The organism is Streptomyces sp. NPDC015345, assembly GCF_043078805.1.
Lineage (GTDB): Bacteria > Actinomycetota > Actinomycetes > Streptomycetales > Streptomycetaceae > Streptomyces.
In genome coordinates, this window is sequence record NZ_JBIBTX010000003.1 from 843055 (window position 1) to 866417 (window position 23363).

33 protein-coding genes are annotated in these 23363 nt (G+C 68.5%); 3 read left to right on the top strand and 30 right to left on the bottom strand.

Going from position 1 to position 23363, the window contains the following annotated elements; translation table 11 throughout:
- Nucleotides 1-11: 11 nt before the first annotated feature.
- From alr to ACF062_RS16170, 3 genes are all read right to left on the bottom strand, one after another.
- On the bottom strand, nt 12-1172 hold the full coding sequence (gene alr / locus ACF062_RS16160; RefSeq protein WP_392138586.1) for an alanine racemase: 1161 nt from the start codon (nt 1170-1172) through the stop codon (nt 12-14).
- Nucleotides 1173-1417: 245 nt separating this feature from the next.
- Nucleotides 1418-2857, bottom strand: coding sequence for an NAD(P)H-hydrate dehydratase (locus tag ACF062_RS16165; RefSeq protein ID WP_392138587.1), 1440 nt, complete (start codon nt 2855-2857; stop codon nt 1418-1420).
- A gap of 295 nt (nt 2858-3152) precedes the next feature.
- Nucleotides 3153-3521, bottom strand: coding sequence for a holo-ACP synthase (locus tag ACF062_RS16170; protein WP_223776234.1), 369 nt, complete (start codon nt 3519-3521; stop codon nt 3153-3155).
- A gap of 107 nt (nt 3522-3628) precedes the next feature.
- On the opposite strand from ACF062_RS16170, the gene coaA reads away from it, so the two are divergent.
- Nucleotides 3629-4624 (top strand): type I pantothenate kinase, encoded by a 996-nt coding sequence (gene coaA, locus ACF062_RS16175; protein WP_392138899.1) that lies wholly within the window; start codon nt 3629-3631, stop codon nt 4622-4624.
- Nucleotides 4625-4658: 34 nt separating this feature from the next.
- The gene (locus ACF062_RS16180; protein ID WP_392138588.1) at nt 4659-5606 is read left to right on the top strand and encodes a DUF389 domain-containing protein; all 948 of its coding nucleotides are present in this window, start codon (nt 4659-4661) and stop codon (nt 5604-5606) included.
- Here ACF062_RS16180 and glmM read toward each other — a convergent pair.
- From glmM to ACF062_RS16200, 4 genes are all read right to left on the bottom strand, one after another.
- Nucleotides 5603-6970, bottom strand: coding sequence for a phosphoglucosamine mutase (gene glmM / locus ACF062_RS16185; protein WP_392138589.1), 1368 nt, complete (start codon nt 6968-6970; stop codon nt 5603-5605). The two genes, ACF062_RS16180 and glmM, sit on opposite strands and share 4 nt — an antisense overlap.
- A 103-nt stretch (nt 6971-7073) precedes the next feature.
- Complete coding sequence (rpsI, locus tag ACF062_RS16190) at nt 7074-7595, bottom strand: 30S ribosomal protein S9 (RefSeq protein WP_392138590.1); 522 nt, start codon at nt 7593-7595, stop codon at nt 7074-7076.
- Nucleotides 7596-7637: 42 nt separating this feature from the next.
- Nucleotides 7638-8081: a 50S ribosomal protein L13 gene (gene rplM, locus ACF062_RS16195; protein ID WP_076684960.1), complete on the bottom strand. Its 444-nt coding sequence runs from the start codon at nt 8079-8081 to the stop codon at nt 7638-7640.
- A 243-nt stretch (nt 8082-8324) separates the two neighbouring features.
- Nucleotides 8325-9530, bottom strand: a complete 1206-nt coding sequence (locus tag ACF062_RS16200) for a glycosyltransferase family 87 protein (RefSeq protein WP_392138591.1) — start codon at nt 9528-9530, stop codon at nt 8325-8327.
- Nucleotides 9531-9604: 74 nt separating this feature from the next.
- Between ACF062_RS16200 and ACF062_RS16205 the strand changes: the two genes are divergently transcribed.
- Nucleotides 9605-10471: a hypothetical protein gene (locus ACF062_RS16205; protein ID WP_392138593.1), complete on the top strand. Its 867-nt coding sequence runs from the start codon at nt 9605-9607 to the stop codon at nt 10469-10471.
- A 23-nt stretch (nt 10472-10494) separates the two neighbouring features.
- On the opposite strand, the gene truA is transcribed toward ACF062_RS16205, so the two are convergent.
- The 23 genes from truA to rplP form a co-directional block, all read right to left on the bottom strand.
- Nucleotides 10495-11349, bottom strand: a complete 855-nt coding sequence (gene truA, locus ACF062_RS16210; RefSeq protein ID WP_392138595.1) for a tRNA pseudouridine(38-40) synthase TruA — start codon at nt 11347-11349, stop codon at nt 10495-10497.
- A gap of 140 nt (nt 11350-11489) precedes the next feature.
- Nucleotides 11490-11990: a 50S ribosomal protein L17 gene (rplQ, locus tag ACF062_RS16215; protein ID WP_392138597.1), complete on the bottom strand. Its 501-nt coding sequence runs from the start codon at nt 11988-11990 to the stop codon at nt 11490-11492.
- 135 nt (nt 11991-12125) lie between these two features.
- Nucleotides 12126-13148, bottom strand: coding sequence for a DNA-directed RNA polymerase subunit alpha (locus ACF062_RS16220; RefSeq protein WP_016645160.1), 1023 nt, complete (start codon nt 13146-13148; stop codon nt 12126-12128).
- Between the two features lie 116 nt (nt 13149-13264).
- A complete protein-coding gene (rpsK, locus tag ACF062_RS16225) occupies nt 13265-13669 on the bottom strand; it encodes a 30S ribosomal protein S11 (protein WP_003948617.1) in 405 nt (134 codons plus the stop codon).
- Nucleotides 13670-13734: 65 nt separating this feature from the next.
- Nucleotides 13735-14115, bottom strand: coding sequence for a 30S ribosomal protein S13 (gene rpsM, locus ACF062_RS16230; protein ID WP_030782528.1), 381 nt, complete (start codon nt 14113-14115; stop codon nt 13735-13737).
- 206 nt (nt 14116-14321) lie between these two features.
- Nucleotides 14322-14435: a 50S ribosomal protein L36 gene (gene rpmJ / locus ACF062_RS16235; RefSeq protein ID WP_003948619.1), complete on the bottom strand. Its 114-nt coding sequence runs from the start codon at nt 14433-14435 to the stop codon at nt 14322-14324.
- Between the two features lie 58 nt (nt 14436-14493).
- Nucleotides 14494-14715 carry a translation initiation factor IF-1 gene (infA, locus tag ACF062_RS16240; protein WP_003948620.1) on the bottom strand — a complete coding sequence of 74 codons (222 nt, stop codon included), beginning with the start codon at nt 14713-14715 and terminating at the stop codon, nt 14494-14496.
- Between the two features lie 163 nt (nt 14716-14878).
- Entirely contained in the window at nt 14879-15715 is an 837-nt protein-coding gene (gene map, locus ACF062_RS16245) for a type I methionyl aminopeptidase (protein ID WP_223776226.1), read from the bottom strand.
- Nucleotides 15716-15833: 118 nt separating this feature from the next.
- Nucleotides 15834-16487 carry an adenylate kinase gene (locus tag ACF062_RS16250; RefSeq protein WP_392138599.1) on the bottom strand — a complete coding sequence of 218 codons (654 nt, stop codon included), beginning with the start codon at nt 16485-16487 and terminating at the stop codon, nt 15834-15836.
- A complete protein-coding gene (gene secY / locus ACF062_RS16255) occupies nt 16487-17800 on the bottom strand; it encodes a preprotein translocase subunit SecY (protein WP_223776224.1) in 1314 nt (437 codons plus the stop codon). Before secY ends, ACF062_RS16250 begins: the two co-directional genes overlap by 1 nt.
- 225 nt (nt 17801-18025) lie before the next feature.
- Nucleotides 18026-18481, bottom strand: a complete 456-nt coding sequence (rplO, locus tag ACF062_RS16260; RefSeq protein WP_062775150.1) for a 50S ribosomal protein L15 — start codon at nt 18479-18481, stop codon at nt 18026-18028.
- A gap of 1 nt (nt 18482) precedes the next feature.
- A complete protein-coding gene (gene rpmD, locus ACF062_RS16265) occupies nt 18483-18665 on the bottom strand; it encodes a 50S ribosomal protein L30 (RefSeq protein WP_005481207.1) in 183 nt (60 codons plus the stop codon).
- Nucleotides 18665-19273 (bottom strand): 30S ribosomal protein S5, encoded by a 609-nt coding sequence (gene rpsE, locus ACF062_RS16270; RefSeq protein WP_127912612.1) that lies wholly within the window; start codon nt 19271-19273, stop codon nt 18665-18667. Before rpsE ends, rpmD begins: the two co-directional genes overlap by 1 nt.
- Nucleotides 19274-19314: 41 nt before the next feature.
- Nucleotides 19315-19698, bottom strand: coding sequence for a 50S ribosomal protein L18 (gene rplR / locus ACF062_RS16275; RefSeq protein ID WP_127912613.1), 384 nt, complete (start codon nt 19696-19698; stop codon nt 19315-19317).
- A gap of 3 nt (nt 19699-19701) precedes the next feature.
- Complete coding sequence (rplF, locus tag ACF062_RS16280; protein WP_055527119.1) at nt 19702-20241, bottom strand: 50S ribosomal protein L6; 540 nt, start codon at nt 20239-20241, stop codon at nt 19702-19704.
- A 21-nt stretch (nt 20242-20262) separates the two neighbouring features.
- Nucleotides 20263-20661, bottom strand: coding sequence for a 30S ribosomal protein S8 (gene rpsH, locus ACF062_RS16285; RefSeq protein ID WP_018528360.1), 399 nt, complete (start codon nt 20659-20661; stop codon nt 20263-20265).
- Nucleotides 20662-20882: 221 nt separating this feature from the next.
- Nucleotides 20883-21068 (bottom strand): type Z 30S ribosomal protein S14, encoded by a 186-nt coding sequence (locus ACF062_RS16290; protein ID WP_003956452.1) that lies wholly within the window; start codon nt 21066-21068, stop codon nt 20883-20885.
- 5 nt (nt 21069-21073) lie between these two features.
- Nucleotides 21074-21631, bottom strand: a complete 558-nt coding sequence (gene rplE / locus ACF062_RS16295; protein ID WP_062775145.1) for a 50S ribosomal protein L5 — start codon at nt 21629-21631, stop codon at nt 21074-21076.
- On the bottom strand, nt 21631-21954 hold the full coding sequence (gene rplX, locus ACF062_RS16300; protein ID WP_223776223.1) for a 50S ribosomal protein L24: 324 nt from the start codon (nt 21952-21954) through the stop codon (nt 21631-21633). Before rplX ends, rplE begins: the two co-directional genes overlap by 1 nt.
- 2 nt (nt 21955-21956) lie before the next feature.
- Nucleotides 21957-22325 (bottom strand): 50S ribosomal protein L14, encoded by a 369-nt coding sequence (rplN, locus tag ACF062_RS16305; RefSeq protein ID WP_003974257.1) that lies wholly within the window; start codon nt 22323-22325, stop codon nt 21957-21959.
- A 106-nt stretch (nt 22326-22431) separates the two neighbouring features.
- A complete protein-coding gene (gene rpsQ / locus ACF062_RS16310; protein WP_125514477.1) occupies nt 22432-22716 on the bottom strand; it encodes a 30S ribosomal protein S17 in 285 nt (94 codons plus the stop codon).
- Nucleotides 22716-22940 carry a 50S ribosomal protein L29 gene (gene rpmC, locus ACF062_RS16315; RefSeq protein WP_127912615.1) on the bottom strand — a complete coding sequence of 75 codons (225 nt, stop codon included), beginning with the start codon at nt 22938-22940 and terminating at the stop codon, nt 22716-22718. The genes rpsQ and rpmC overlap by 1 nt, the downstream gene beginning before the upstream one ends.
- Nucleotides 22940-23359: a 50S ribosomal protein L16 gene (gene rplP, locus ACF062_RS16320; protein ID WP_014047785.1), complete on the bottom strand. Its 420-nt coding sequence runs from the start codon at nt 23357-23359 to the stop codon at nt 22940-22942. The genes rpmC and rplP overlap by 1 nt, the downstream gene beginning before the upstream one ends.
- Between the last annotated feature and the right edge of the window lie 4 nt (nt 23360-23363).

Consider the following 23363-nt stretch of genomic DNA (forward strand, 5'->3'; position numbering starts at 1 on the left):
GGACTGCTCGTTCACATCTCTCCGGCGCCGGGCAGCTCATTCACATACAGCCGCGGGACGCGCGATCCGATGCGGGTGACGATCTCGTACGCGATGGTGCCCGCCGCCTGGGCCCAGTCCTCCGCGGTCGGCTCCCCCCGGCCGCCGGGCCCGAACAGCACGGCCTCGGCGCCCACTTCGGGCTCGTCCCCGCCGAGGTCGACCACGAACTGGTCCATCGCCACGCGGCCCGCGGCCGTCCGCCACTTGCCGCCGACGAGCACGGGGGCCGTGCCGGAGGCGTGGCGCGGGATGCCGTCGCCGTACCCGGCCGGGATGAGGCCGAGGGTCGTCTCCCCCGGAGTGACGTAGTGATGTCCGTAGCTGACGCCGTGACCGGCCGGGGCGCGCTTCACGTGGGCGAGCGAGGCGGTGAGCGTCATGACGGGCCGCAGCCCGAAGTCCTCGGGGGTGCCCACCTCGGGGCTCGGCGAGACGCCGTACGTCGCGATGCCCGCCCGTACGAGATCGAAGTGGGCCTCCGGGAGCGTGAGCGTCGCCGGCGAGTTGGCGATGTGCCGCACCTCGGGGCGTATCCCCTGGTCCTCGGCGTACGCGACCATCTCCCGGAAGACGGTGAGCTGGGCGGCGATCGAGGGGTGCCCCGGCTCGTCGGCGCACGCGAAGTGCGACCAGAGACCGGTGACCCTGACCAGTCCCTCGGCCTCGGCGCGCAGGGACTCGGCGATCAGCTCGGGCCAGTCGGCCGGCATGCAGCCGTTGCGCCCGAGGCCGGTGTCGGCCTTGAGCTGGATACGCGCGGGGCGCCCCGCCTCGCGGGCCGCCGCCGTCACCTCGCGCAGCGCCCACAGGGCGCTCACCGCCATGTCCAGGTCGGCCTCGACGCCCTCGCGCCAGGGGCCGCCGGGCGTCCACAGCCAGCACATGATCCGCCCCGGCAGGCCAGCGGCACGCAGGGCCAGGGCCTCCTCCGGTGTCGCGGTACCGATCCACGTGGCACCCGCCTGGACAGCGGCCCTGGCACAGGGCACAGCTCCGTGGCCGTACCCGTCGGCCTTCACCACGGCCATGAAGGCGGCTTCCGGCGCCCGAGCGCGCAGCGAGCGCACGTTGGCGCGGAGGGCGGCGAGGTCGATCTCGGCGCGGACACGGAAAGGGGCTGTCTCGTTCATCGCGGACCAGTGTCTCAGAGCGCACCGACAGCCCCGCCCGCACGGCGGGGCCTGGCACGGTCAGGCGGAGCCGACCCGAACCCCCCGGCTACACCCCGCACGCCCCGACCGATACGGCACCCGGGCCACCTGCTGGAGCCGGCCGACCGGACCACCCCACTCGCGCGCCGCACCCGCCGCATGCCACCGAGACCCACGACGAGCCCAAGAACACGAGCCCGCCCACGCCACCCCATCGCAACCGGTCAGCCGGGGCGCCGCACGTCCCGCCAGGCCGCGGGGATCGCGTCGGCCACGTCCTGCGCGGCCACGGGCGCCCCGTCCGCGGCGTGCCGGGCGGCGAGGCCGTGCAGGTAGGCGCCGACGGACCCCGCGTCCCGCGCCCCGAGGCCCGCGGCGAGCAGGGAGCCCGCGAGGCCGGACAGGACGTCGCCGCTGCCCGCGGTGGCGAGCCAGGGCGTGCCGGTGGCGTTGACGCGCACGGCGCCCTCGGCCGAGCCGACCAGGGTGGTGGACCCCTTGAGCAGAACGGTCGCGCCGAACCGCCCCGCCAGTTCCCGCACCGCGGAGAGCCGGCCCGCCTCCACCTCCTCACGCCGCACACCGAGCAGGGCGGCGGCCTCCCCGGCGTGCGGTGTGAGCAGCGTGGGCGCGCGGCGCTCCCGCACCGCCCGCTCCGCCACCAGCCGCAGCCCGTCGGCGTCGATCAGGACCGGCACCTCGGCGCCGACCGCGTCCCGCAGCCGCTCCTCGTCGTCACCGAGGCCGGGCCCCACGACCCAGGCCTGCACCCGCCCCGCCTTCGACGGCGGCCCGGCGGAGACCAGCGCCTCGGGGAACCGCGCGATGACGGCGTCCGCGGCGGGCCCCACGTACCGCACCGCGCCCGCGCCCCCGCGCAGCGCCCCGGCCACGCAGAGCACGGCGGCGCCGGGATACCGCGCGGAACCGGCGACGATGCCGACGACCCCGCGCCGGTACTTGTCGCTCTCCCCCCTCGGCAGCGGCAGCAGCCCCGCGACATCCGCGTACTGCAACGCCTCCAACACCCGCTCCCCGGAAGCCGGCTCCAGCCCGATGTCGACAAGCCGCACCGCTCCCGCATACTCCCGCCCGGGATCGATCAACAGCCCCGGCTTGTACGCCCCGAACGTCACCGTCACATCGGCCCGCACCGCCTCGCCGTGCACCTCGCCGGTGTCCGCGTCGACGCCGCTCGGCAGATCCACGGCGACGACCAACGCGTCCCGCGCGGCGGCGGCGACAAGCTCGGCCGCCCGCTCCCGGAGCCCGCCGCGCCCCCCGATCCCCACGATGCCGTCCACGACCAGCCGGGCCCGCGCGACCACGTCCTGCGCCCGGTCGGCACCACCGTCCACGACCACACCCCCGGCGCCCCGCAACGCGGCGAGCCCTCCGGCATGGGCCCGCTCCGGAGCCAGCAGCACCGCGCTCACACCCGCCCCCCGCCGGGCCAGCCGAGCCCCGGCGTACAGGGCGTCCCCACCGTTGTCCCCGCTGCCCACCAGCAGCGTGACCCGGGAGCCGTACACCTTGCCGAGCAACTGCGCACACTCGGCGGCAAGCCCCGCCGCGGCCCGCTGCATCAAGGCCCCGGCGGGCCCCCGCGCCATGAGCTCAAGCTCCGCCGCCCTGACAGTCTCCACACCGTACGCACCACGCATGCCCGTGAGTGTCCCCCACCAGCGAGCCGCGAACCCGACGACATCCCGCACCCGCGAACGCACCGGAGGGGCCACGGGGGTATGTGCGCGCGGAGCACAGTGGTGGTCATAAGGCCCCCGAAGCAACAAGGCCCCAAGACCAAGATGGCGAGCACGGACATACCCCCGTGGCCCCGCCCCCAAGACGAACCCAAGGCGCCCCGGTCCAAGACGAACCGCAGGGCGCCCCGGTCCAAGACGCACCGCAGGCGCCCCGCCCCAAGACGAACCGCAGGCGCCCCGCTCCAACCCCCACCTACCCCTCAGCGATCACCACCGCGGAAGCAACCCCCGCATCATGGCTGAGCGACACATGCCAGGCCCGCACCCCCAACTCCGCAGCCCGCGCCGCCACAGTCCCCCGCACCCGCACCCGAGGCTGCCCACTCCCCTCGACATACACCTCGGCATCGGTCCACCGAAGCCCCCCCGGCGCCCCCAACGCCTTCGCCAAGGCCTCCTTCGCCGCGAACCGCGCCGCCAGCGAGGCCACCCCCCGCCGCTCCCCACTCGGCAGCAACAACTCGCTCTCCAGGAACAGCCGTTGGGCCATCCCCGGCGTCCGGGCCAACGCCGCCCCGAACCGCTCGATCTCGGCCACGTCGATGCCGACCCCGATAATCACAGGCCCACTCACCCCAGAAATCGCCCGAAAAACACCGGGTCAGCGTGACACACCCCACCACACGCCCCGCCCCACGGCCGTTCAAACAGCCGTAACAATGGACTGTGATCTCTTCGGTCTCCGCGCCAGACAAGGCGCAGCGGAGCGCCCACCGGCACAAACCGGAGGCGACTCCCTACCTCGACCTGACCCGCGCCGAGTGGAGCGCTCTGCGGGAGAAAACGCCCCTGCCCCTGACGGCGGAGGAGGTGGAGAAGCTGCGCGGCCTCGGTGACGTCATCGACCTGGACGAGGTCCGCGACATCTACCTCCCGCTCTCCCGCCTCCTGAACCTCTACGTGGGAGCGACGGACGGCCTCCGCGGCGCCCTCAACACCTTCCTCGGCGAAAAGCGATCCCAGTCCGGCACCCCCTTCGTCATAGGGGTCGCCGGCTCCGTGGCCGTCGGCAAGTCAACCGTCGCCCGCCTCCTCCAGGCCCTGCTCTCCCGCTGGCCGGAGCACCCCCGCGTGGAGCTGGTCACGACCGACGGCTTCCTCCTCCCCACCAAGGAACTCGAAGCACGCGGCCTTATGTCCCGCAAGGGCTTCCCCGAGTCGTACGACCGCCGCGCCCTCACCCGCTTCGTGGCGGACATCAAGGCGGGCAAGCAGGAGGTCACGGCCCCGGTCTACTCCCACCTGATCTACGACATCATCCCGGGCAAACGCCTCACCGTCCGCCGCCCCGACATCCTCATCGTGGAGGGCCTGAACGTCCTTCAGCCCGCCCTCCCCGGCAAGGACGGCCGCACCCGCGTGGGCCTCGCGGACTACTTCGACTTCAGCGTGTACGTCGACGCCCGCACCGAGGACATCGAGCGCTGGTACCTGAACCGCTTCAGGAAGCTGCGCGACACGGCCTTCCAGAACCCGTCCTCGTACTTCCGCAAGTACACGCAGGTGTCGGAGGAGGAGGCCCTGGACTACGCCCGCACGACCTGGCGCACGATCAACAAGCCGAACCTGCTGGAGAACGTGGCGCCCACCCGGGGCCGCGCCGCCCTGGTGGTCCGCAAGGGCCCCGACCACAAGGTGCAGCGCCTGAGCCTGCGCAAACTCTGAAGGGACACACGCCCCGCCCGACTACCCTGCGCACATGCTGCACCTACGCCTGATCTCCCCCGCGGACAAAACCGACGACGTGCTGCGCCTGATCGAGGCGACGACGGGCACCACGCACCTGGCCGTGGTGCCCGGCGCCGCCCGCAGCCCCAAGGGCGACGTGATCATGTGCGACGTCGCACGCGAGGCGGGCGACGAGCTGATCGGCGGCCTGCGCGCGCTGGACCTCGACAAGTGCGGGTCGATCGCGGTGGAGAACATCGACCTCTCCCTCTCCGACCGCGCCGACAAGGCGGAGCACGAGGCGCCGGGCGAGGCGGCGGACGCGGTCCTGTGGGAGCAGCTGTCCGACGCGACGCACGAGGAGTCGACGCTCTCGATCACGTACGTCGCGTTCATCACGCTCGCCACGATGATCGCGGCCTGCGGCGTCGTGCTCGACAACGCGATCCTGATCGTGGGCGCGATGGCCGTCGGACCGGAGTTCGGCCCGCTCGCCGGCTTCTGCACGGCCCTGGTGCGGCGAGCGCCGAGGCTGGCGCTGCGCTCACTGATCGCGCTGCTGGTGGGCTTCCTGGTGGCGATGGTGGTGACGGTCGGCTTCAGCTACTTCATGGACGCCACGGACCTGTTCACCCACGAGGCCCTGAAGGCGGAGCGGCCGAACACGAACTTCATCTACCGCCCCGACTGGTTCTCGTTCGTCGTGGCGGTCCTCGCGGGCGCGGCGGGCACGCTCTCCCTCACGTCGGCGAAGTCGGGCGCCCTGGTGGGCGTGGCGATCTCCGTGACGACGGTCCCCGCGGCGGCGAACGCCGCGGTCGCCTTCAGCTACAGCGAGTACAAACAGGCGTGGGGCTCCACCGAGCAGCTCCTGCTGAACCTGCTCGGCATCGTCCTCGCCGGTACGCTCACGCTGCTGGCCCAGAAGGCGCTCTGGGCCACGCAGCGCGACCGTACCGCCAAGCCCCGGCGCGCCTAGCCCAGCGCGGACTTCACCGAGTCCGCGAGCCGCTCGGCCACGGACCGCGCCTGCTCGATGTCGGCGGCCTCGACCATGACCCGCACCAGCGGCTCCGTCCCGGAGGGCCGCAGCAGCACCCGCCCCGTGGAGCCCAGCTCGCGCTCGGCGTCGGCGACGGCGGTGGCGAGCTCGGCGGAGGTCTTCACGCGCGACTTGTCGACGTCCGGCACGTTGATGAGGACCTGCGGCAGGCGCTCCATGACACCGGCGAGGTCGGCCAGCGTACGGCCGGTCTCGGCGACTCGCGCCGCGAGCAGCAGCCCGGTCAGCGTGCCGTCGCCGGTGGTGGCGTGGTCGAGGATGATGACGTGCCCGGACTGCTCGCCGCCGAGGGCGAAGCCGTGCTCCTTCATCGACTCAAGGACGTACCGGTCGCCGACGGCGGTCTGCACCAGCGAGAGGCCCTGCCCCTCCATGGCGAGCTTGAAGCCGAGGTTCGACATGACGGTGGCGACAACGGTGTCGTGACGCAGCGTGCCGTGCTCGCGCATGGCGAGGGCGAGCACGGCGAGGATCTGGTCGCCGTCGACCTCGGCGCCGGTGTGGTCCACGGCCAGGCAGCGGTCGGCGTCGCCGTCGTGCGCGATGCCGAGGTCGGCCTTGTGCTCGACGACGGCGGCCTTGAGCAGGTCCAGGTGGGTGGAGCCGCAGCCGTCGTTGATGTTCAGTCCGTCGGGCTGCGCGCCGATGGTGACGATCTCGGCACCGGCGCGCGTGAACGCCTCGGGCGAGACGCGGGCGGCGGCGCCGTGCGCCTCGTCGAGGACGATCTTCAGTCCGTCGAGGCGGTTGGGCAGGACGCCGAGCAGGTGCGCGATGTACTGGTCGAGCCCCTGGTCGTACGACTTGACGCGGCCGACGCCGGCGCCGGTGGGCCGCTGCCAGGGAGCTGCGGTGCGGTGCACGAACTGCTCGTCGTACTCGGCCTCGATGCGGTCCTCCAGCTCGTCGGCGAGCTTGTGGCCGCCGCGGGCGAAGAACTTGATGCCGTTGTCGGGCATGGCGTTGTGACTGGCGGAGAGCATCACGCCGAGGTCGGCGCCCAGCGCACCGGTGAGATGCGCCACCGCGGGGGTGGGCAGCACACCGACGCGCAGGACGTCCACGCCCGCGCTCGCGAGGCCGGCGACCACAGCGGCCTCCAGGAACTCCCCGGACGCGCGCGGGTCCCGCCCGACCACCGCCACCGGGCGATGGCCTTCAAAGGTGCCCACCTCGGCCAGTACGTGCGCCGCCGCCACGGAGAGTCCGAGCGCGAGCTCGGCCGTCAGATCCGCGTTGGCGACACCGCGCACGCCGTCCGTGCCGAAGAGTCGTCCCACTGCTGTCCTCCGAACGATTGTTCTTGATAGACGAACGCCCCGGCAAGCACAGGATGTGCCGCCGGGGCGAACGAAAAGTACAAGCAGGCCAAGCAGGCAGCGATTAGCGCTTGCTGTACTGCGGGGCCTTGCGGGCCTTCTTGAGACCGGCCTTCTTGCGCTCGACCGCACGGTCGTCACGCTTGAGGTAACCGGCCTTCTTCAGGGCGCCGCGGTTGTTGTCGACGTCGGCCTCGTTCAGCGCACGGGCGACACCGAGACGGAGCGCACCGGCCTGACCGGAGACGCCGCCACCCGAGATGCGGGCGATGACGTCGTAGCGGTTGTCGAGCTCGAGCACCTTGAAGGGCTCGTTGACTTCCTGCTGGTGGACCTTGTTCGGGAAGTAGTCCTCGAGCGTGCGCCCGTTGACCTTCCACTTGCCGGTGCCCGGGACGATCCGGACGCGGGCGATGGCGTTCTTGCGACGGCCCAGGCCGGCGGCCGGCTGCGGGTCGCCGAAGCGCGCGGCGTTCGACTCCGAGGTGTACTCGCCCTCGACGGGGACCTCGGACTCGGTGGTGTACTGCTCGACGTCAGCGATCTCGGTCTCTTCGACCGGCTGCTCAACGGTGGTCTCGGCCACGATTCTCCTCAGATTTCTTTTCGTCTTTGGGGGTGGCCGGAACTACTGCGCGACCTGGGTGATCTCGAACGGGACCGGCTGCTGAGCGCCGTGCGGGTGCTGGTCGCCCGCGTAGACCTTCAGCTTCGAGAGCATCTGACGGCCCAGGGTGTTCTTGGGGAGCATGCCCTTGACGGCCTTCTCAACGGCCTTCTCGGGGCTCTTGGCGAGCAGCTCGTCGTAGCGGACGGAACGCAGACCACCCGGGTAACCGGAGTGGCGGTACGCCATCTTCTGGGTCTTCTTGTTGCCGGAGAGGTGCACCTTCTCCGCGTTGATGATGATGACGAAGTCACCGGTGTCAACGTGGGGGGCGTAGATCGGCTTGTGCTTGCCGCGCAGGAGGGTGGCAGCGGTGGTCGCCAGACGGCCCAGGACGATGTCCCGGGCGTCGATGACGTGCCACTGGCGGGTCACATCGCCGGGCTTGGGGCTGTACGTACGCACTTAGTAGCCTTCGCTTCTTCAGTGGATGGGGTCCAGACACACGGCACCCAGGAAGCGATCATGCAGCTGGGGCCCACAATGCCGGGGACGCTGCCCGTATGCGAGCCACTGGTAACTGCTCCAGGGAACCTACGTAAGGGCCCTTTCGCGTGAGATCGAGGACACCAATACGTATCAATGTCCGAGAGTACCTGCGCCGCCCCGTACCGGTCAAAACGCGGCCTGAAGACCGGCACCGGCGACTCACACATCACGGACAGGTCTGTACTCATCAGGGTAACCGCCCGCCCGCTCCACCCCGCACCGACCGCGCAGCGCCCCCGCCGCACACGCCCACCCGACCGTGGCCGCGAGCAGACACAGCGTCGCCGCGTCCTTGAAGGCCCGCCGCGTCATCGGCTCCAGCCAGGGCCACGTGAAGCCGGGCACCTGCGGGACCAGCGCCACCCAGAACCACGGGCCGCGCCCCGGCGCCCCCGCCGTCAGCACCCCCGCGAGCAGCAGCGGCAGCACGACGAGGAGGTAGTGGTCGTAGGAGGGCCGGGAGACGAGAAAGGCCGAGAGCATCAGCATCGTGGCGCACTCCACCACCCGGGCCGGCCCCTCGTCCCCTCTCCCCCACCGCCGCCAGGCGCACCACACCCCGGCACCGGCGGCGCACCCCGCGAGCAGCGCCGCCCCCGACTGCGGCACCCCGACCCGCGCGAGGACCGCCGCGGGCGACGCCTCGTAGAGCCGTACGAAGGCGTCGTCGCCGCGCAGCAGGAAGGGCAGCGTCCGCGTGAAGAACCCGGCGGGGTCCGGCATCACCAGCGCGGCCCCCAGCGACGCCGCCACCGGGACCGCGACCGCCGCCCCGAGCGCCCGCCACCGCCCCGCGAAGACGAAGAGGAGCACGACCGGCGCGAGCAGCGGCTTCACGGCGACGGCGGCGCCGATGACGAGCCCGGCCGCGGTCCACCGCCCGCGGCACACGAGCAGCAGGGCGAACGGCAGCGCCGCCGCGGAGGCCACCGTCCAGTTGCCGAGCGCGATCAGGTGCCCGAAGGGCGTGAAGCCGAGCGCGAGCCCCAGCAGGCCGTACGCGGCGAACCGGCTGCGCCACGGCACGTCGTACAGCCGCAGCGCGCACAGCCAGCCGGTGACGAGGCCCGCGGTGACGCCCGCGGGCACCAGGAAGCGCACCACCCCGGCGGGCAGCAGGGCCTGCGGCACCGCCGCGAGGACGGCCGCGGGCAGATAGAGGAAGTGCCGGTCGGCGTAGGGCGAGCGCCCGTGGATCCACGCCTCGGCGGCCCGCACCACGATGGCGTTGTCCATGCCGCCGTCGGGCGACCGCAGCCCCACCCGGACGGCCCCTGCGAGCAGCACCAGAGCGAGCACGGCCCGGACATGCCATCCGGAAGGCCGCAACAACCATCCGCTTACCGCCGATTTGCCCGTATTCATACGGCTCAGGCTAGGCCGGGAACCCCACGCGACCCCGCCTCAACATCCCCAACTCCCCGTCTAAGATGCGCCCCATGAGCTTTGGGCAAGGGGGACCTCAGTGGGGTCCGGGCGGAACGGGCGGACCCGGCGGCGGACCCACGCCCGACTGGGCGGCGCTCGCCGAAGCCTCCGAGGCGCGCACACGGCGCCGCAAATGGCTGATGATCGGCGGCGGCGCGCTCGCCACGATCGGCATCGCGGCGGCCGTGGCGATCACCGTCGTCTCCGCGAACAGCGACGACGCCACCGCCTCGAACAAGCCGGCCAGTGAGCTGCCTGCGACGGCGGACATCCCCGGGGCGAGCGACGACCCCGGCCCGACCTTCAAGGAGACGACGCCGCCGCCCCCGCCGAACCCCAAGGACTTCATCTCCAGCGCCAAGAAGGACAAGGCGCCGCTCACCCCCGAGGGCCTCTTCCCGGGCAAGACGTTCACCTCGGGCGAGACGGTCTACAAGAAGGGCGCGACGGCCGACACCAAGAGCTGCGCGTCCGTCACCCAGCCCGCCCTCGGCGCGATCCTCACCAAGCACGACTGCTCGCGCATGATCCGCGTCAGCTACCTCAAGGGCGGCGTCGCGGTCACCATCGGCGTCGCCGTCTTCGACACCTCGGCCGAGGCCGCGAAGGTCAAGGACGAGGTGAAGAAGGGCCTGGTCACCGCATTGCCGGGCAAGGGCGTGCCGGGCTTCTGCCAGACCGGGGTGTGCCGCGGGACGTACAACGCGTACGGCCGCTACGCGTACTTCACCACCACGGGCTACACCAACGGCAAGAACGTGACGACGGGCGACAGCAAGGCCTACGCCGCCGGCGACACCCTGGCCCGCTTCGCCTTCCAGCGGATCAACCAGCGGGGCGAGGCCCAGGCATCGGCCGCGGCCGCCGCCCCGCAGTAGCGACCGGCTCCCCCGGCCCCGGCTCAGCAGCAGCCGGCGCCGGGCAGCGTCCGCTTGTTGCGCGCTTCCTTGCTGCGCGCGGCGAGCAACTCGTCGGCGGGATAGCCGACTTCCTCCAGCGTGAGCCCGTGCGGCCGCACGACGTGCACCGCCGAGTCCCGCACGCGCGCCTGAAGCACCTTCCCCGGCCACTCCACGGGCCGGTGCCCGTCCCCCACGAAGAGCATGGCGCCGACGAGCGAACGCACCATGTTGTGGCAGAAGGCGTCGGCGCGGACGGTCGCCTCGAGGATCCCGTCGGGCCGCCGCTCCCACTGCAGCTCCTGGAGCGTACGGATGGTGGTGGCCCCCTCACGCCGCTTGCAGTAGGCGGCGAAGTCGTGCTCGCCGATCAGATGCTCGGCGGCGGCGTTCATGGCGTCGAGGTCCAACTCCCAGTCGTGCCACAGCACATGACCGCGCAGCAGCGGGTCGACGCCACCGGGGTGGTCGGTCACGCGGTAGGCGTACCGCCGCCACACGGCCGAGAAGCGCGCGTTGAACCCCGCGGGCGCCTCGGCGACCTTCCACACCCGCACGTCGTGCGGCAGCCGCCCCGCGAGCCGCCGCAGCAGCTTCTCGCGGTGCTCCTCCCACACGGCCTCGGGCAGATCGACGTGCGCGACCTGCCCCCGCGCGTGCACTCCGCTGTCGGTCCGGCCCGCGACGGTCAGCTCGTACGTCTCCTGGGAGCGCGTGACGGTCCGCAGCGCGGCCTCGATCTCCCCCTGGACGGTCCGCTGCCCGTCACGCTGCTTGGCCCAGCCGGAGAAGCCCTTGCCGTCGTACGACAGGTCCAGCCGCACCCGCACGAACCCGGGCTCTACTTCGTCACTCACTCGTGGATCCTTTCAGGCAACAAAAAGCGGGCCCGCCCCTGACAAGGGACGGACCCGCATCGCCCCGAAGGGGCGCGGGGAACTGCGCGACCAGCCACGACGAGCCCGCAGCCGAAGACGCACAGCCCCCGGCAGAACGCTTACGCGTCCTTCGACTCCTCGGCCGGAGCCTCGGCGGCCTCGTCGGACTTGGCCTCGACGGCGTCGTCCTTCTTGAGGCTGTCTTCCTTGACCGCGCGCTTCGTCGCGGCCTCGGCCTCACCGGTGGCCTCCTGGGCCACGGTCAGGGCCTCCACCAGCTCGATGATCGCCATGGGCGCGTTGTCGCCACGACGGTTACCGATCTTGGTGATACGGGTGTAGCCACCCGGGCGGTTCTCGTAGCGCGGGCCGATCTCCGTGAAGAGCGTGTGCACGATGCTCTTGTCGGTGATGACGGACAGCACCTGGCGGCGGTTGTGAAGGTCACCCTTCTTCGCCTTGGTGACCAGACGCTCCGCGTACGGACGCAGGCGACGGGCCTTCGCCTCGGTGGTGGTGATGCGGCCGTACTCGAAGAGCTGCTTGGCGAGGTTCGCCAGCAGAAGCTTCTCGTGCGCGGCGCTGCCGCCCAGACGGGCACCCTTGGCAGGCTTCGGCATGGTGTTTCTCCTAGTGATCTGCCCCGGCCGTATCAGGTACCGGAGTCAGCGGCCGCGCCCCGATAGGGGCGCGGGGAACTGCGCGAGCAACCACAACGCACGCGCAGCCAAAATCAAACCGTCAGTCCCGAGCTCTTAGTACTGCTCGGTCTCGACGAACCCGGCGTCCGCGTCGTCGTCCGCCCCAAAGGCGTCGGCGGCGGCGGTCGGGTCGAAGCCGGGAGGCGAGTCCTTCAGCGCGAGACCCATGCCGTTCAGCTTCATCTTGACCTCGTCGATCGACTTCGCACCGAAGTTGCGAATGTCGAGCAGGTCCGCCTCGGAGCGGGCCACGAGCTCGCCCACCGAGTGGATGCCCTCGCGCTTGAGGCAGTTGTACGACCGAACGGTGAGCTCCAGCTCCTCGATCGGCAGCGCCAGATCGGCGGCCAGGGCGGCGTCCGTCGGGGACGGGCCCATGTCGATGCCCTCGGCGTCGATGTTGAGCTCGCGCGCCAGACCGAACAGCTCGACCAGGGTCTTGCCGGCCGACGCCATGGCGTCACGCGGACGCATGGCCTGCTTGGTCTCGACGTCGACGATCAGCTTGTCGAAGTCGGTGCGCTGCTCGACACGGGTCGCCTCGACCTTGTACGTGACCTTGAGCACCGGGGAGTAGATGGAGTCGACCGGGATACGACCGATCTCCTGGCCGACCTGCTTGTTCTGCACGGCGGAGACGTAGCCGCGACCGCGCTCGACGGTCAGCTCCATCTCCAGCTTGCCCTTGCCGTTGAGCGTGGCGAGGACGAGGTCGGGGTTGTGGACCTCGACACCGGCCGGCGGGGCGATGTCAGCGGCGGTGACCAGGCCCGGACCCTGCTTGCGCAGGTACATGACGACGGGCTCGTCGTGCTCGCTGGACACGACCAGCTGCTTGATGTTGAGGATCAGGTCGGTGACGTCCTCCTTGACGCCCGGCACGGTGGTGAACTCGTGCAGGACACCGTCGATGCGGATGCTGGTGACAGCAGCGCCGGGGATCGACGAGAGGAGCGTACGACGCAGGGAGTTGCCGAGGGTGTAGCCGAAGCCCGGCTCCAGCGGCTCGATCACGAACCGGGAGCGGAATTCGTCGACGACCTCTTCGGTCAACGAGGGACGCTGAGCAATCAGCATGTTGCGATCCTTCAGTCAGGGGCACCCACTATTTGATGCCCTGAATTCACTACAAGGGTACGGGCGGCACGCCTCCGAAGAGCCGTACCGCCCGAAACCTCAAGAAATACCGTGCGTCAGACGCGGCGGCGCTTGGGCGGACGGCAGCCGTTGTGCGGCGTGGGCGTCACGTCCTGGATCGAGCCGACCTCAAGGCCGGTCGCCTGGAGCGAACGGATGGCGGTCTCGCGACCGGAACCCGGGCCCTTGACGAAGACGTCGACCTTGCGCATGCCGTGCTCCTGCGCGCGACGGGCAGCCGACTCGGCGGCCATCTGCGCGGCGAACGGCGTGGACTTGCGCGAGCCCTTGAAGCCGACGTGGCCGGCGGAGGCCCACGAGATCACGTTGCCGGTCGGGTCCGTGATGGACACGATCGTGTTGTTGAACGTGCTCTTGATGTGAGCGTGCCCGTGAGCGACGTTCTTCTTTTCCTTGCGGCGCACCTTCTTGGCAGCGCCCTGACGACCCTTGGGGGGCATCTATAACTCCTACGGGAGGTGGTCGGTCCTGCAGCGACAGCTGTCGATAGACCGCTGAGCGAGGACTACTTCTTGCCCGGCTTCTTCTTACCGGCGATGGCGCGACGCGGGCCCTTGCGGGTGCGGGCGTTCGTGCTGGTGCGCTGACCGCGGACGGGCAGGCCACGACGGTGACGCAGACCCTGGTAGCAACCGATCTCGACCTTGCGGCGGATGTCGGCCTGGATCTCGCGACGGAGGTCACCCTCGGTCTTGATGTTGGCGTCCACGTACTCGCGGATCTTGACCAGGTCTTCCTCGGTCAGGTCGCGGACGCGGGTGTTGCGGTCCACCTCGGTGGCGTCCAGCGTCTGCTGGGCCAGCGTGCGGCCGATGCCGAACACGTAGGTGAGGGCAACCTCGATGCGCTTTTCGCGCGGGAGGTCAACGCCTTCAACGCGTGCCATTCATGGCTCCTGTTGATTCTTCGGAGGTCTTCAGCAGAACCACTCCCAGCCGCCGTCCTCTTCTGCTCGAGAAGAGTTGGTACGTACTGGGTCCCCGGCCTCCGACCGGGGGTGTCGCCCTCCATTACCAAGGGAAGTGAAGAGGGACGGGTCCTGCATATGTGCTTACTTGCGTCGCGCGAAACTCTGCGAACTGCAGTCGTACGTCAGCCCTGGCGCTGCTTGTGGCGCGGGTTGTCGCAGATGATCATGACCCGGCCGTGACGGCGGATCACCCTGCACTTGTCGCAGATCTTCTTGACGCTCGGCTTGACCTTCATTGGGTGAGGTTCTCCGGGTCAGTGCCACCACCCCGCCGCGGCGGGGTGCGGGCAAGATCTACTTGTACCGGTAGACGATCCGGCCACGCGTCAGGTCGTACGGAGACAGCTCCACCACGACCCGGTCGTCAGGGAGGATGCGGATGTAGTGCATGCGCATCTTGCCACTGATGTGTGCCAGGACCTGGTGGCCGTTCTGGAGCTCCACCTTGAACATGGCGTTCGGAAGAGACTCGACGACAGTGCCTTCGATCTCGATGGCACCTTGCTTCTTGGCCACGCTTCGCCCTTCGAATCGACTACCTTGATCGACTTCATGCTCCGTATGCAGGCACACGGATGCACGAGAGCCGACGCGTCAGTCTACGTCAGTGCACTCCGAAAGACGAATCGAGAAAGTCTGCCCCACGACGAAGATCCTTAAGCAAGAGGGGTGAACCCCCTCAGCCCAGCGGATCCGGCGCGACAGTGACCCCGTACTCCGCCAGCCTGGCCCTGCCGCAGTCCGGAGCCGTCAGGACCAGCGGCCCCTCCTCCGTCAGCGCCACCGAGTGCTCCCAGTGCGAGGACCAGGTGCCGTCCGTGGTGATGACCGTCCAGTCATCCTCCAGGACCTCCGTGCGGGGGGTGCCCAGGGAGACCATCGGCTCGATGGCCAGGCAGAAGCCGGGGACCAGCTTGGGGCCCTTGCCGCGGCGGCGCTCGACGTAGTTCAGGAGGTGGGGGTCCATGTGCATCTCGGTGCCGATGCCGTGCCCGCCGTAGTCCTCGACGATGCCGTACTTGCCGCCGCCCGGCTTCGGCTGGCGGCGGATGTACGTCTCGATCGCGCGGGAGATGTCGACGAGGCGGTTGCCCTGCTTCATGGCCGCGATGCCGGCCCACATCGACTCCTCGGTCACCCGGGAGAGCTCGACCAGCTCCGGGGCGTGACCGGTGCCGACGAACGCGGTGTACGCGGCGTCGCCGTGCCAGCCGTCGATGATCGCGCCGGCGTCGATGGAGATGATGTCGCCGTCCTTGAGGACGGTCTTGTCGTCGGGGATGCCGTGCACGACGACCTCGTTGACCGAGGTGCAGATCGTGGCGGGGAAGCCGCCGTACCCGAGGAAGTTGGACTTGGCGCCGTGCTCCTCGATCACCTTGCGGGCGACCTCGTCCAGATCCTTGGTGGTGGCGCCGGGCACCGCGGCCTCACGTGTGGCGGCGTGAATCGCGGCGACGACAAGGCCCGCCTCACGCATCTTCGCGATCTGCTCGGGGGTCTTGATCTGCACCATGGGGCTTCCGCTCTCCGTCATCCGTCGACAAACCGGCTACGTACACACGTACCGAGTACGTAGACAACAGTAAGGCCGCGGTCCCCTCACGGGCACCGCGGCCGAAACAGCGTACTGACTACTTGTCGCCCTTCAGGGCTTCCATCGCACGCGCGGTGACCTCGTCCACCTTGCCGAGCGCCGAGATCGTCACGACCAGACCCTGGGTCCGGTAGTAGTCGATGATCGGTTCGGTCTGCGTGTGGTAGACCTCAAGGCGCTTGCGGACGGTGTCCTCGCTGTCGTCCTCGCGCTGGTACAGCTCACCGCCGCAGACGTCACAGACGCCGTCCCGCTTCGGCTGGGAGTACGTCACGTGGAAGACGTGACTGGAGTCCTTGCGGCAGATCCGGCGGCCGGCGATCCGCTTGACGACCTCGTCCTCCGGGACCTCCAGGTCCAGGACGGCGTCGAGCTTCACGTCATCGGCCTTGAGGGCCACGTCCAGCGCCTCGGCCTGCGAGACATTGCGCGGGAACCCGTCGAGCAGGAAGCCGTTCTCGGCGTCCGGCTTCGCCATGCGGTCCTTCGCCATGCCGATCGTCACCTCGTCGGGCACGAGGTTCCCGGCGTCCATGTACGCCTTCGCCTGCTTGCCCAGCTCCGTGCCCTGGCTGATGTTGGCGCGGAAGAGGTCGCCCGTGGAGATGTGCGGGATCGACAGGTTCTTGGCGAGGAACGCGGCCTGCGTTCCCTTGCCCGCACCGGGCGGCCCGACGAGGACGATTCGCATCAGCGGAGGAACCCTTCGTAATTGCGCTGCTGGAGCTGGCTCTCGATCTGCTTCACGGTTTCCAGACCCACACCCACGATGATGAGGATGCTCGTCCCGCCGAACGGGAAGTTCTGGTTGGCCCCGAAGCCCACCAACGCCATCGTCGGCACAAGAGCGATCAGACCCAGATACAGCGAACCCGGCCACGTGATCCGGTTGAGTACGTAACTCAGGTACTCAGCGGTCGGACGGCCAGCCCGGATGCCCGGGATGAAGCCACCATACTTCTTCATGTTGTCCGCGACTTCCTCGGGGTTGAAGGAGATCGCGACGTAGAAGAAGGCGAAGAAGACAATCAGCACGAAGTATGTGGCGATGTAAATCGGGTGGTCACCACTGGTCAGGTTTGCCTCGATCCACGTCTTCCATCCCGCATTGCCGCCCGCGAACTGGGCGACCAGGGCCGGAATGTAGAGCAGCGAGGAGGCAAAGATCACAGGGATGATGCCCGCCTGGTTCACCTTCAGCGGGATGTACGTCGACGTCCCGCCGTAGGACCGGCGGCCGATCATGCGCTTCGCGTACTGGACCGGAATGCGCCGCTGCGCCTGCTCGACGAAGACCACCAGGCCGACCATGACGAGCCCGACCGCGATGACCGTGCCGAACTCGATCCAGCCGTCGGCGAGCGAGCCCTGCTCCTTGATGGCCCACAGGGCGCTCGGGAAGGTCGCGGCGATCGAGATGAACATCAGGATCGACATGCCGTTGCCGATGCCGCGGTCGGTGATCAGCTCACCGAGCCACATCACACAGGCCGTACCGGCGGTCATCGTGATCACCATCGTGATCGTGACGAAGATCGACTGGTCAGGAACGATCTCGCTGGCGACGGGGCAGCCCTGGAAGAGGGTGCCGGTACGGGCGGTGGCCACCAGGCCGGTGCCCTGAAGGATCGCGAGCGCGATGGTCAGATAGCGCGTGTACTGCGTGATCTTCGCCGTGCCGGCCTGACCCTCCTTCTTGAGGGCCTCGAGCCGCGGGATCACCACGGTCAGCAGCTGCAGAATGATGCTCGCCGTGATGTACGGCATGATGCCGAGCGCGAAAATCGTGATCTGAAGCAGCGCGCCACCACTGAACATGTTGACGAGACCGAACAGGCCCTGATTCTGATTTGCGTTGTCGATGCAGGCCTGGACGTTCTTGTAGCTGACCCCGGGGATCGGCACATGCGTACCCACCCGGTAGATCACGATGATGCCGAGCGTGAAGAGCAGCTTCTTGCGCAGGTCGGGCGTCTTGAACGCCCGGGCGAACGCGGTGAGCACGGTGCCTCCTGCGACCCCCGCGCGCGTGCGTCAGAGGTGGTGGTCTTGAGGTTCGACGAATACGTATCAGTCAACAAAACCGTGCGGGCAGACCGCACGGAGCTTAGACAGTGCACGCCACCTTACCGGCGACCGTGCCCCCCTTGGAACGACCAACCGGGGATGCCCCTTTTGTGGGGCATCCCCGGCTGGGAATCGCTCATGTCATCGACACGTCTGAGGGAATCAGACGAGCTCGGTGACAGTACCGCCCGCGGCGGTGATCTTCTCCTTGGCGGAGCCGGAGACGGCGTCGACCGTCACCTGCAGCGCCACGGTGAGCTCACCCTGGCCGAGGACCTTGACGAGGCTGTTCTTGCGAACGGCACCCTTGGCGACGAGACCCTCGACGGTGACCTCGCCACCCTCCGGGTACAGCGCGCTCAGCTTGTCGAGGTTCACGACCTGGAACTCGGTCTTGAACGGGTTCTTGAAGCCCTTGAGCTTCGGGAGACGCATGTGGAGGGGCATCTGGCCACCCTCGAAGCGCTCCGGAACCTGGTAACGGGCCTTGGTGCCCTTGGTACCACGACCAGCGGTCTTACCCTTGGACGCCTCACCACGACCCACACGGGTCTTGGCGGTCTTGGCGCCCGGGGCGGGCCGGAGGTTGTGGACCTTCAGCGGGTTCTGCTCCGCCATGTCAGTCGACCTCCTCAACCGTCACGAGGTGGCGGACGGTGTGCACCATGCCGCGGAACTCGGGACGGTCCTCCTTGACGACCTGCGTGTTGATGCCCTTGAGACCAAGGGAGCGCAGGGTGTCGCGGTGGTTCTGCTTGCTGCCGATGTACGACTTCGTCTGCGTGATCTTGAGCTGTGCCATTACGCAGCACCAGCCCCGGCACGCGCCCGCAGCAGAGCCGCGGGAGCGACGTCCTCGAGGGGCAGACCACGGCGAGCCGCGATCTCCTCGGGACGCTGCAGACCCTTGAGGGCCGCCACGGTCGCGTGCACGATGTTGATCGCGTTCGACGAACCGAGCGACTTCGACAGGATGTCGTGAACGCCGGCGCACTCGAGCACGGCACGCACCGGGCCACCGGCGATAACACCGGTACCGGGGGAAGCAGGCTTCAGCAGGACGACGCCCGCCGCCTTCTCGCCCGTGATCGGGTGCGGGATGGTGCCCTGGATACGGGGGACCTTGAAGAAGTGCTTCTTGGCCTCCTCAACACCCTTGGCGATGGCGGCCGGCACCTCCTTGGCCTTGCCGTAACCGACACCCACGGTGCCGTCACCGTCGCCCACCACGACCAGCGCGGTGAAGCTGAAGCGACGACCACCCTTCACAACCTTGGCGACGCGGTTGATCGCGACAACGCGCTCAACGTACGCGGTCTTCTCGGCGGCGGCGTTGCCACCGTCGCGACCCTTCCGGTCCCGCCGCTCGCCGCCACCGGCACCGCCACCGCGGCGCTGGGGTCCAGCCATTGGAATTACCTCTCTCTGTTTCCGCTAGCTACGGAACCGACTCAGAACTTGAGTCCGGCTTCGCGGGCGGCGTCCGCCAGGGCGGCGATGCGCCCGGCGTACTGGTTACCACCACGGTCGAACACGACAGTCTCGACACCGGCGGCCTTGGCGCGCTCGGCGACCAGGGCGCCGACCGACTTGGCGGCCGCGGACTTGTCGCCCTCGGCGCCGCGGATCGTGCTGTCCAGGGTCGACGCCGACGCAAGGGTGTGACCCTTGATGTCGTCGATGACCTGGGCCACGATGTGGCGGTTGGAGCGCGTCACGACCAGGCGCGGACGCTCAGCCGTACCCGAGATGTGCTTACGGATGCGGATGTGACGACGCTTGATGGCAGCACGCTTGTAAGCGTCGCCCTTAGCAATCTTGACACCGTATGCCATGGCTTACTTACCCGCCTTTCCGACCTTGCGGCGGATGACTTCGCCTTCGTACTTGACGCCCTTGGCCTTGTACGGGTCGGGCTTGCGCAGCTTGCGGATGTTGGCCGCAACCTCGCCGACCTTCTGCTTGTCGATGCCCTCGACCGAGAACTTGGTCGCCGATTCGACCTTGAAGGAGATGCCCTCGGGCGCCTCGATCAGGATCGGGTGGCTGTAGCCGAGCGAGAACTCCAGGTTGGAGCCCTTCGCCAGGACGCGGTAACCGACACCGCTGATTTCGAGCTTCTTCACGTAACCCTGGGTCACGCCGGTGATCATGTTCGCCACCAGCGTGCGGGACAGGCCGTGGAGGGCCTTGTTCTGACGCTCGTCGTTCGGGCGGGTGACGTTCAGAACGCCGTCCTCACCCTTAGCGATCTCGATCGGCGCGACGATGGTGTGGCTCAGGGTGCCCTTGGGACCCTTGACCGCGACCGTCTGGCCGTCGATGGTGACGTCCACGCCGGCGGGAACCGTGATGGGGAGCTTGCCAATACGCGACATTAGCTATTCCTCCGTTCCCGACTACCAGACGTAGGCGAGGACTTCCCCACCTACGCCCTTCTTGCCTGCCTGCTGGCCGGTCAGGAGACCGTGCGACGTGGAGATGATCGCCACGCCGAGGCCGCCGAGGACCTTGGGCAGGTTGGTGGACTTCGCGTAAACCCGGAGACCGGGCTTGGAGATCCGCTTGATGCCCGCGATGGAGCGCTCACGGTTCGGGCCGAACTTCAGCTCGAGAACGAGGTTCTTGCCAACCTCGGCGTCCTCGACCTTCCAGCCCGTGATGAAGCCCTCCTGCTGGAGGATCTCCGCGATGTGAGACTTGATCTTGCTGTGCGGCATCGCCACGGTGTCGTGGTACGCCGAGTTCGCGTTACGCAGACGAGTCAGCATGTCCGCGATCGGATCAGTCATGGTCATGAATTGGCCTTCGGCCTCTCTCGCCGGGGTTTCCTATCTGCGCCATCCCTCTCCCCACTCAGAGGCGGGACGGGTGCGGCGCGGGGACCTACGGCGTAGTAAGTCGGTCAGGGCGGCAGACGCCCAACCCTCCTAGCCTAAGCCATGGAGAGGGGGGCCTCTGCCGACCCTTTACTTACCGAGAGATCCAGGAGTCCTTTGAAACCCTTGAAAAGGGAGGACTACCAGGAGCTCTTGGTCACGCCCGGCAGCTCGCCACGGTGAGCCATCTCACGAAGGCACACGCGGCAGAGGCCGAACTTGCGGTAGACGGAGTGCGGACGGCCGCAGCGCTGGCAGCGGGTGTACGCACGCACACCGAACTTGGGCTTACGAGCAGCCTTGGCAATCAGAGCCTTCTTCGCCATCTCGCTTACGCCTCCTTGAACGGGAAGCCGAGGTGACGAAGGAGCGCACGGCCCTCAGCGTCGTTGGTCGCCGTGGTGACCACGGTGATGTCCATACCCCGGACGCGGTCGATCTTGTCCTGGTCGATCTCGTGGAACATGACCTGCTCCGTGAGACCGAAGGTGTAGTTGCCACGGCCGTCGAACTGCTTGGGGGACAGACCACGGAAGTCGCGGATGCGCGGCAGCGCGAGCGACAGGGTGCGGTCCAGGAACTCCCACATGCGGTCGCCACGGAGCGTGACGTGGCAGCCGATCGGCTGACCCTCGCGCAGCTTGAACTGCGCGATGGACTTCCGGGCCTTCGTCACGGCCGGCTTCTGGCCGGTGATCGTGGTGAGGTCGCGGATGGCGCCGTCGATCAGCTTCGAGTCACGGGCGGCGTCGCCGACACCCATGTTGACCACGATCTTGACGAGGCCGGGGATCTGCATGACGTTCTCGTACGAGAACTCCTCACGCAGCTTGCCCGCGATCTCCTCGCGGTACTTCGTCTTGAGACGCGGAGTGGTGGTGGTCGTCATCAGATGTCCTCACCCGTCCGCTTGGCAACGCGGATCTTGTTGCCCTCGTCGTCGAAGCGGTAACCGACGCGCGTGACAACCTTGTTGCCGTCCTTCTCCACGACCAGCTGGACGTTGGAGACGTGGACGGGGGCCTCGGTCGTCACGATGCCACCGGCCTGCGAGCCGCTGGCGGTCGGGCCGGCCTTCGTGTGCTTCTTGACCCGGTTGACACCCTCGACCAGGACGCGCTCCTCGCGCGGGAAAGCGGCAATGACCTTGCCCTGCTTGCCCTTGTCCTTACCGGTGATGACCTGGACCAGGTCGCCCTTCTTGATCTTCATGCTTACAGCACCTCCGGCGCGAGCGAGATGATCTTCATGAACTTCTTCTCGCGCAGCTCACGGCCGACGGGGCCGAAGATACGGGTGCCGCGAGGGTCGCCGTCGTTCTTCAGAATGACGGCGGCGTTCTCGTCGAAGCGGATGTACGAGCCGTCCGGACGGCGGCGCTCCTTGACGGTGCGAACGATGACCGCCTTGACGACGTCACCCTTCTTCACGTTGCCACCGGGGATCGCGTCCTTGACGGTGGCGACGATGACGTCACCGATACCCGCGTAGCGGCGACCCGAGCCACCGAGAACACGAATGGTGAGAATTTCCTTCGCACCCGTGTTGTCGGCGACGCGAAGTCGCGACTCCTGCTGGATCACGTCTATCTCCTGTTTGTCTGCCGGTTCCCGGCAGGGGCTTCACTCTTACGAGCTGGGCCCCTGCCGAGCCTGGCGGAACGAACTCCTAGGGATACCCCTGGGAGAATTACTTGGCCTTCTCGAGGATCTCGACGATGCGCCAGCGCTTGGTCGCCGACAGCGGACGCGTCTCCATCAGGAGGACGCGGTCGCCGACGCCGGCAGCGTTCTGCTCGTCGTGCGCCTTGAGCTTGTTCGTACGGCGGATGACCTTGCCGTACAGCGCGTGCTTGACGCGGTCCTCGACGGCGACGACGACGGTCTTGTCCATCTTGTCGCTGACGACCAGACCCTCACGGGTCTTGCGGAATCCGCGGGTCTCGGTGTTCTCAGTCACGTTGCTCTCGCTCATCAGGCGCTCTCCACCGTCTCGATGCCCAGCTCGCGCTCACGCATCAGGGTGTAGATCCGCGCGATGTCCTTACGGACGGCCTTGAGCCGGCCGTGGTTCTCGAGCTGACCCGTCGCCGCCTGGAAGCGGAGGTTGAACAGCTCTTCCTTGGCTTCGCGAAGCTTGTTGACAAGCTCCTCGTCGCCCAGTTCGCGCAGCTCGGACGCCTTGGTACCGGCCGACATCACGACTCACCTGCCTCGCGCCGGACGATGCGGCACTTCATCGGAAGCTTGTGAGCAGCGCGGGTGAGCGCCTCACGAGCAATCTTCTCGTTCGGGTAGGACAGCTCGAACATCACCCGACCGGGCTTGACGTTCGCGATCCACCACTCGGGAGAACCCTTACCGGAACCCATGCGGGTCTCGGCAGGCTTCTTGGTGAGCGGACGGTCCGGGTAGATGTTGATCCAGACCTTGCCGCCACGCTTGATGTGGCGGGTCATCGCGATACGAGCCGCCTCGATCTGGCGGTTGGTCACGTACGCCGGAGTGAGGGCCTGAATGCCGTACTCGCCGAACGCAACCTGCGTACCACCCTTGGACATACCGCTGCGCTTCGGGTGGTGCTGCTTGCGGTGCTTGACCCTACGGGGGATCAGCATTTCG

Excerpts from the sequence above, each read along its gene's own strand:
- rpsM (WP_030782528.1), bottom strand. The coding sequence starts at position 14,115 with ATGGCACGCGTTGAAGGCGTTGACCTCCCGCGCGAAAAGCGCATCGAG.
- rpmJ (WP_003948619.1), bottom strand. The coding sequence starts at position 14,435 with ATGAAGGTCAAGCCGAGCGTCAAGAAGATCTGCGACAAGTGCAGGGTG.
- ACF062_RS16220 (WP_016645160.1), bottom strand. The coding sequence starts at position 13,148 with ATGCTGATTGCTCAGCGTCCCTCGTTGACCGAAGAGGTCGTCGACGAA.
- rpsQ (WP_125514477.1), bottom strand. The coding sequence starts at position 22,716 with ATGAGCGAGAGCAACGTGACTGAGAACACCGAGACCCGCGGATTCCGC.
- rplF (WP_055527119.1), bottom strand. The coding sequence starts at position 20,241 with ATGTCGCGTATTGGCAAGCTCCCCATCACGGTTCCCGCCGGCGTGGAC.
- ACF062_RS16250 (WP_392138599.1), bottom strand. The coding sequence starts at position 16,487 with ATGCGAATCGTCCTCGTCGGGCCGCCCGGTGCGGGCAAGGGAACGCAG.
- ACF062_RS16165 (WP_392138587.1), bottom strand. The coding sequence starts at position 2,857 with ATGCGTGGTGCGTACGGTGTGGAGACTGTCAGGGCGGCGGAGCTTGAG.
- rplX (WP_223776223.1), bottom strand. The coding sequence starts at position 21,954 with ATGAAGATCAAGAAGGGCGACCTGGTCCAGGTCATCACCGGTAAGGAC.
- ACF062_RS16180 (WP_392138588.1), top strand. The coding sequence starts at position 4,659 with ATGCTGCACCTACGCCTGATCTCCCCCGCGGACAAAACCGACGACGTG.
- alr (WP_392138586.1), bottom strand. The coding sequence starts at position 1,172 with ATGAACGAGACAGCCCCTTTCCGTGTCCGCGCCGAGATCGACCTCGCC.
- rplO (WP_062775150.1), bottom strand. The coding sequence starts at position 18,481 with ATGGCGGAGCAGAACCCGCTGAAGGTCCACAACCTCCGGCCCGCCCCG.
- rpmC (WP_127912615.1), bottom strand. The coding sequence starts at position 22,940 with ATGTCGGCCGGTACCAAGGCGTCCGAGCTGCGCGAACTGGGCGACGAG.
- ACF062_RS16290 (WP_003956452.1), bottom strand. The coding sequence starts at position 21,068 with ATGGCGAAGAAGGCTCTGATTGCCAAGGCTGCTCGTAAGCCCAAGTTC.
- rpsH (WP_018528360.1), bottom strand. The coding sequence starts at position 20,661 with ATGACCATGACTGATCCGATCGCGGACATGCTGACTCGTCTGCGTAAC.
- rpmD (WP_005481207.1), bottom strand. The coding sequence starts at position 18,665 with ATGGCACAGCTCAAGATCACGCAGACGAAGTCGTACATCGGCAGCAAG.
- ACF062_RS16200 (WP_392138591.1), bottom strand. The coding sequence starts at position 9,530 with ATGAATACGGGCAAATCGGCGGTAAGCGGATGGTTGTTGCGGCCTTCC.
- map (WP_223776226.1), bottom strand. The coding sequence starts at position 15,715 with ATGGTGCAGATCAAGACCCCCGAGCAGATCGCGAAGATGCGTGAGGCG.
- rpsK (WP_003948617.1), bottom strand. The coding sequence starts at position 13,669 with ATGCCCCCCAAGGGTCGTCAGGGCGCTGCCAAGAAGGTGCGCCGCAAG.
- rpsE (WP_127912612.1), bottom strand. The coding sequence starts at position 19,273 with ATGGCTGGACCCCAGCGCCGCGGTGGCGGTGCCGGTGGCGGCGAGCGG.
- rplR (WP_127912613.1), bottom strand. The coding sequence starts at position 19,698 with ATGGCATACGGTGTCAAGATTGCTAAGGGCGACGCTTACAAGCGTGCT.
- rplQ (WP_392138597.1), bottom strand. The coding sequence starts at position 11,990 with ATGCCGAAGCCTGCCAAGGGTGCCCGTCTGGGCGGCAGCGCCGCGCAC.
- rplE (WP_062775145.1), bottom strand. The coding sequence starts at position 21,631 with ATGACGACCACCACCACTCCGCGTCTCAAGACGAAGTACCGCGAGGAG.
- ACF062_RS16205 (WP_392138593.1), top strand. The coding sequence starts at position 9,605 with ATGAGCTTTGGGCAAGGGGGACCTCAGTGGGGTCCGGGCGGAACGGGC.
- rplP (WP_014047785.1), bottom strand. The coding sequence starts at position 23,359 with ATGCTGATCCCCCGTAGGGTCAAGCACCGCAAGCAGCACCACCCGAAG.